Source organism: Pedobacter sp., assembly GCF_035317785.1.
GTDB lineage: Bacteria > Bacteroidota > Bacteroidia > Sphingobacteriales > Sphingobacteriaceae > Pedobacter.
Map to the genome: position 1 here is coordinate 23,401 of NZ_DATHGC010000232.1, position 6,498 is coordinate 29,898.

Below are 6,498 nucleotides of genomic sequence, written 5' to 3' on the forward strand. Positions count from 1 at the left end.
CAGACTACTCTTTTTCAACTTGCATATAGTTAAGCTCCAATGGAGTCTTTCTTCCGAAAATCTTAACCATAACTTTTAATTTCTTCTTCTCTTCGTTAACTTCTTCAATAACGCCTGTAAAACCATTAAATGGTCCGTCCATCACCTTCACGTTCTCGCCTACATAATAAGCCACGTTCATGGTTTCGCTCTGCTGGCTCATTTCGTCAACCTTACCTAAAATACGGTTAACCTCAGCCTGACGCATAGGTACCGGATTTCCGCCTTTATCTCCTAAAAAGCCGATCACACTGTTAACGTTCTTAATGATGTGCTCCAGCTCGCCGTCCAAAATGGCCTCAATCAATACATAACCAGGATAGAAATTGCGCTCTTTTGCAATTTTCTTTCCATCTTTCATCTGGTAGTATTTCTCCATAGGGATCAACACCTGGGGTACCAGATGTGTTACTCCCAAACGGCTAATTTCAGAATCGATATACTGCTTTACTTTCTTCTCTTTTCCGCTTACAGCCCTAACTACATACCATTTCAACTGATCGTTCATTTAGCTATATTAATTAGAAAGTGATTTATAAAAAGTATCTAAAACAAAAGTAGATCCCTTATCCATTGCAAATATGACACATGCAATAATAAACGAAGCCACCAAAACCAGCACCGCAGAATTTTGTAATTCTCCCCATGTAGGCCAGGTAACCTTCTGGGTCATTTCTTCATACGATTCCTTAAAAAACTGAACTACTTTAGCCATAATTATTTTTTTGCACGGGAACAAGGATTCGAACCCTGATCAAAGGTTTTGGAGACCTCTATTCTACCATTGAACTATTCCCGTGTATCAGAACAAAGTACCTAGGCTATCAAAGCCTAAGTACTTTGTTTCTTATTTTAATCTTTCCGGTAAGCCTAAGCTACCAGGAACTATTTTAAAATCTCAGTTACCTGACCAGCTCCTACAGTTCTGCCACCCTCACGGATCGCGAAACGAAGACCTTTTTCCATTGCGATTGCGTTGATCAATTTAACAGTGATCGTAACGTTATCACCTGGCATTACCATTTCAGTTCCTTCAGCCAGTGAAATTTCACCAGTTACGTCTGTGGTACGGAAATAGAATTGCGGACGGTATTTGTTGAAGAATGGAGTGTGACGACCACCTTCTGCTTTTGACAATACATAGATCTCAGCTTTGAAATCAGTGTGAGGAGTTACAGAACCTGGTTTGCAAATAACCATACCACGACGGATATCAGTTTTTTCAATACCACGCAACAATAAACCTACGTTATCACCAGCTTCACCATAATCAAGGATCTTACGGAACATCTCAACACCTGTTACAGTAGATTTAAGATTTTCAGCACCCATACCCAGGATCTCAACAGGATCACCAGAGTTGATCACGCCACGCTCAATACGACCAGTTGCAACAGTACCACGACCAGTGATCGAGAATACGTCCTCAACAGGCATTAAGAATGGAAGTTCAGTCAAACGTGGAGGAATTGGAATATAACTATCTACAGCTTCCATTAGCTCAAGAATTTTGCCAACCCATTTCGGATCACCGTTCAAGCCACCCAAAGCAGAACCTTGGATAACAGGAATATCATCACCAGGGAATTCATAGAAAGATAATAGTTCACGAATTTCCATTTCTACCAATTCAAGTAATTCCGGATCATCAACCATATCCACTTTGTTCATGAATACTACTAATGTTGGAACACCTACCTGACGAGCCAACAGAATGTGCTCACGTGTTTGTGGCATCGGGCCATCCGTAGCAGCAACAACGATGATAGCACCATCCATTTGCGCAGCACCAGTAACCATGTTTTTCACATAATCCGCGTGACCTGGACAGTCAACGTGTGCATAGTGACGGTTAGCAGTTGAATACTCAACGTGCGCAGTATTAATTGTAATACCTCTTTCCTTTTCTTCAGGAGCCGAGTCAATCGAATCAAATGAACGCGCCTCAGAGAAACCAGCATCAGCCAACACTTTAGTGATAGCTGCTGTTAAGGTTGTTTTACCGTGGTCAACGTGACCGATTGTGCCGATGTTTAAGTGCGGCTTGCTGCGGTCAAACTTTTCTTTTGCCATGTTTTTATACTTATTAGTAGGTTAACTTTTTATTTTATTTATTGTTTTGATACAATTCAATACAAAAAACCTTGTTCACTCTGCTTTTAACCAGATTTAACAAAGCATTTATTTTTTTGAGCCAAAGATGGGACTTGAACCCACGACCTCTTCCTTACCAAGGAAGTGCTCTACCGCTGAGCTACTTCGGCTAATCTCAGCATGCAATCCTATTGCCCACCTTTTTCCATTATGAGCGGAAGACGAGGTTCGAACTCGCGACCTATAGCTTGGAAGGCTATCGCTCTACCAACTGAGCTACTTCCGCTTCTTTTATTGTGGGGAGAGAAGGATTCGAACCTTCGAAGTCTTGCGACAACAGAGTTACAGTCTGTCCCATTTGGCCACTCTGGTATCTCCCCCAAAAAAAAGAGCCTCCTATCGGGATCGAACCAATGACCTACTGATTACAAGTCAGTTGCTCTACCAGCTGAGCTAAGGAGGCTTATATCATACGCTGCTTAATAAAAGCAAGGCATTTTTATAATATTTAATCTTTCATAGAACATTCCATTTCACTGTCAGCACAACGCCCTCTCTGAAATGGAATGCAAATCTACAAGAATTTACGTTCTACACAAAATTATTTTCAAAAAAAAATTGGCGGAAACGACGCCGCCAATTCTTTATCAAAAAGCTTTTAAATATCTGCTTAGTAATCAGACACTTCATCTGTGCTTAAAATCGCTTTATGCTCACTAAGCTTAATTCTCGTCTTGTCTTTATGCTTGGTAATTTGTTTTCTTAAGGATTCTATCGCCAAATCCGTTGCCTCTTCAAAGGTTTTGCACTGTTCTTTTGCGAACATGGTCACACCCGGCACAATCAGTTTAACCTCACTTATCTTATTTGCCTCATCATCAACATTCTCTAACTTCAAATAAACTTCCCCACTAATGATCTGGTCAAAAAACTGGTCTAACTTATCTACTTTTTTCTGGATGAAATCTAACAACTTGTGGTCCGCAGTGAAATGGATCGATTGAACTGTGATTTTCATATTTTCCTCCTTTTTTATGCCTTTGGATGGGCTTGTTTATATATTGATTTTAATCGTTCTACTGAATTGTGCGTGTATACCTGTGTGGCTGCCAGGCTGGCATGGCCCAGTAATTCCTTTATAGCATTCAGATCCGCGCCTCTGTTGAGCAGGCTGGTTGCATAAGAATGCCGCAGCACATGCGGACTTTTTTTGTCCTGGGTGGAGATATAAGTCAAATAACGCTGCACTATGTTGTAAATAAGACCAGGGTATGCATCCGCTCCTTTATTGGTAACGAACAACACCCTGCTTTTGTTATTAAAATTCTGAAATGATTTCAGTTCGAGGTAGGCTTTGATCTCAGCGGCCAGGGATTTACTGATGGGTATGATACGCTCCTTGTTTCTTTTACCGGTAACCAGTATGCTCATTTCATAAAAATTGACATCGGATTCTTTCAACGCGAGCAGTTCTGCAAGTCGCATTCCCGTACCAAACAAAGCTTCAATAACCAGTTTATCCCTTACCGAATTAAAACTCTCATCAAAAAACTCTCCGGAGTCCAGTAAGGTGTCCAGCTTTTGATCTTCGACAAATACGGGAATACGTTTGGGGATTTTAGGTGCCTTTATCAGACCCATCGGGCTGGCAGGGATCAGGCCCTGCCTCAGCATATGCTTATAGAAACTGCGCAGGGTCGATAATTTTCTTCCTACCGAGCTCTCGCTCAACCCATCATCTATCAGTGCCACCACAAAGTTCCTCACATGGACGTGTGCCGCCGACTGAAGATCCATTTCAAAAACCTTGTACATAAAATCTTCAAACTGGACCAGGTCGGTTCTGTAAGACTGAATGGTATGAAGTGAATAGCGCTTCTCGTGTTGGAGATATGTCAAAAATTGCTCAACAGCCATAGAAACCATTTGTAATGCTCGGTAGTGTGAATATACGAAACATTATCCTAACATCGCCCGTTTTTTGAATAAAAAAAGCGTCCCGATGACTTATCGGGACGCTCTATATCTATAAACTACAGGGACTTAAATAGTTCCTTCCAGCTGCATATTTTGCTTGTAGATTGCGTGTTTCACTAATGTACGGCGAGCAACAGATTTTTTCTCGTATGCCTGACGACTTCTTAGTTCTCTCAACACTCCTGTTTTCTCAAATTTCTTTTTGAAACGTTTTAACGCTTTATCTAATGATTCGCCGTCTTTAATATTAATAATGATCATAACGTAAAATACCTCCTCTCGTTGTTTTTAAGGACTGCAAAGATACATATTTCATTTGATTATCAAAACAATAAATTTAAAAAACAATATATTTGCTGCCCATCCTCAAAAGAACTGCCGGCGACCGCCGCATCTGCATACCTTTCAACCCTGAAGCTATACCCCAGTAATAAGACAGACTGTCCTGCCTTCGTACCGAGTGCACAGTGAGTGCACCCTGAGTCCACGGTGAGTGCACCTTTTTCCTGTAAAAAGGTGCACTCACCCTACACTCATTGTTGAGATATCGTTTACCAAGTACGAACTCATACAGAACCCGGCCCGAACAAGCTAAGGCCGCAGATGAGTATCTTAAAAAAGAAAAAGGAATATGAAGCGTTTATCGCGTGTAAAAAATCCGGCTGCTTTTGTCAAGCGCCGGATTTAGAGAAATTATATTTGGTTAGAATATGCTTCTGGATGGTAACGATATACTAATCTAGTCTTTTAATATTTCTCTTGCAATAACTATTTTCTGAATTTCTGAAGTTCCTTCACCAATGGTGCACAATTTACTGTCCCTGTAATACTTTTCTACCGGAAAATCTTTGGTGTATCCGTAACCACCAAAAATCTGTACGGCCTCTGTCGATACCTTAACCGCAACTTCAGAAGCAAAATATTTAGCCATCGCCGATTCCTTGGTCATCGGCAGACCCCTGTTCTTGAGATCTGCAGCCTGCCTGATCAGCATTTCCGCACCTTCTATCTCGGTAGCCATATCGGCCAGCTTAAAACTTATGCCCTGGAAACTGGCGATAGGCTGTCCAAACTGATGGCGCTCCTTTGCATAGGCCAATGCAGCTTCGTAAGCTCCTTTGGCTATTCCCAGTGAAAGCGCTGCTATAGAGATCCTGCCGCCGTCCAGTACCTTCATGGCCTGTTTAAAACCCTCTCCTTCAATACCCAGCAGGTTCTCCTTAGGCACCCGGCAGTTGTCAAATATCATCTCGGTGGTTTCAGATGCACGCATCCCAAGCTTATTTTCTTTTTTTCCGGCTGTAAAACCAGGCGTGCCTCTTTCTACAACAATAGCTGAGATCCCGCCAGCCCTTCCTTTTTCACCGGTCCTCACCATCACTACTGCCACGTCTCCGCTTTTGCCATGGGTAATCCAATTTTTGGCACCATTAATCACATAGTCGTCTCCATCAGGTATCGCAGTAGTCGCCATTCTCAAGGCATCAGAACCTGTATTCGCCTCGGTAAGGCCCCAGGCACCCAACCATTCCGCTGTTGCCAGTTTGGGCAGCCACCGCAGCTTCTGCTCTTCGTTTGCGAAGGCCATGATGTGTCCCGTACATAAAGAATTGTGGGCAGCAAGTGATAAGCCTATGGAACCGCAAACCTTTGCAACCCCTACGATCACGTCCACATACTCCTGGTAACCAAAACCCGATCCTCCATAAACCTCAGGCACCAGCACCCCCATCAGGCCCAGATCACCCAGCTGTTTAAATACCTCGAGCGGAAAGTGCTGAACCTCGTCCCATTCCATTACATGCGGCCGTATGTTCTTTTCTGCAAAGTCGCTGACCATCTTCCTGATCAGCTCCTGATTTTCAGATATACTGAAGTTGTATCCAACAGAGTTATCTATTGTTTCTAGCATAGTTTTTTTATTTGAATAATGGCAATGTTAGTTAATTATTACCATACAGACATCAGCTAAAAGCTTGCCAAATCGTAGAACGGAATGGTATTTAGTTCAATAACCTAACTCCTTGTTTTTAAGGAAGTCAAATAAGCAGAAAAGTTTTTTTATTTTTTTTAGCTTTAGGCGTTAAAAAAAACTAAAAGCGCAAACTCATGCAGTTCATTAACAGACAAGCCGTCATGGCACAGCTTCGTGCCGACCTGATCGGAAAAGATTCTTATCGGGGTGTTACCCTGACTTATTCCTGGCTCGCCAACCAGTTTGGCCACTTCTCGCTGGGGTTTATCCCAACCATACTTGTATACCGCGTATTGCAATCTTATCCTTCTATAAATTCTCCGGAACTATGGGCCTCATTTGGAGTATGGGGCCTATGGATATTATTTGAAACTTATAATTTCCTGGGACCGCTGCTGCTCAAGGTCCCTACC

General features: G+C 42.3%; 8 protein-coding genes and 5 tRNA genes. 1 reads left to right on the forward strand and 12 read right to left on the reverse strand.

What is annotated here, in order from left to right; translation table 11 throughout:
- Positions 1-4: 4 nt before the first annotated feature.
- From nusG to VK541_RS14195, 12 genes are all read right to left on the reverse strand, one after another.
- Positions 5-547, reverse strand: a complete 543-nt coding sequence (gene nusG / locus VK541_RS14140; RefSeq protein ID WP_285058780.1) for a transcription termination/antitermination protein NusG — start codon at positions 545-547, stop codon at positions 5-7.
- Between the two features lie 9 nt (positions 548-556).
- Positions 557-754: a preprotein translocase subunit SecE gene (gene secE, locus VK541_RS14145; RefSeq protein WP_285058801.1), complete on the reverse strand. Its 198-nt coding sequence runs from the start codon at positions 752-754 to the stop codon at positions 557-559.
- A 13-nt stretch (positions 755-767) separates the two neighbouring features.
- Positions 768-838: transfer RNA gene (locus VK541_RS14150), tRNA-Trp, on the reverse strand.
- Between the two features lie 86 nt (positions 839-924).
- Positions 925-2,112: an elongation factor Tu gene (gene tuf / locus VK541_RS14155; protein WP_324370974.1), complete on the reverse strand. Its 1,188-nt coding sequence runs from the start codon at positions 2,110-2,112 to the stop codon at positions 925-927.
- A 119-nt stretch (positions 2,113-2,231) separates the two neighbouring features.
- Positions 2,232-2,303 (reverse strand) — tRNA-Thr (locus VK541_RS14160).
- A gap of 43 nt (positions 2,304-2,346) precedes the next feature.
- A tRNA-Gly gene (locus VK541_RS14165) sits at positions 2,347-2,419 on the reverse strand.
- Between the two features lie 11 nt (positions 2,420-2,430).
- A tRNA-Tyr gene (locus tag VK541_RS14170) sits at positions 2,431-2,513 on the reverse strand.
- A gap of 10 nt (positions 2,514-2,523) precedes the next feature.
- Positions 2,524-2,596: transfer RNA gene (locus VK541_RS14175), tRNA-Thr, on the reverse strand.
- A 207-nt stretch (positions 2,597-2,803) separates the two neighbouring features.
- Positions 2,804-3,151 carry a ribosome hibernation-promoting factor, HPF/YfiA family gene (gene hpf / locus VK541_RS14180; RefSeq protein WP_324370975.1) on the reverse strand — a complete coding sequence of 116 codons (348 nt, stop codon included), beginning with the start codon at positions 3,149-3,151 and terminating at the stop codon, positions 2,804-2,806.
- 14 nt (positions 3,152-3,165) lie between these two features.
- Positions 3,166-4,050, reverse strand: a complete 885-nt coding sequence (locus VK541_RS14185; RefSeq protein WP_414692624.1) for a tyrosine-type recombinase/integrase — start codon at positions 4,048-4,050, stop codon at positions 3,166-3,168.
- A gap of 126 nt (positions 4,051-4,176) precedes the next feature.
- The gene (gene rpsU, locus VK541_RS14190) at positions 4,177-4,371 is read right to left on the reverse strand and encodes a 30S ribosomal protein S21 (RefSeq protein ID WP_008243148.1); all 195 of its coding nucleotides are present in this window, start codon (positions 4,369-4,371) and stop codon (positions 4,177-4,179) included.
- A 478-nt stretch (positions 4,372-4,849) separates the two neighbouring features.
- Entirely contained in the window at positions 4,850-6,022 is a 1,173-nt protein-coding gene (locus tag VK541_RS14195) for an acyl-CoA dehydrogenase family protein (RefSeq protein ID WP_324370977.1), read from the reverse strand.
- Between the two features lie 197 nt (positions 6,023-6,219).
- Here VK541_RS14195 and VK541_RS14200 point away from each other — a divergent pair.
- The coding region (locus tag VK541_RS14200; protein ID WP_324370978.1) for a hypothetical protein at positions 6,220-6,498 on the forward strand (279 nt) is incomplete at its 3' end.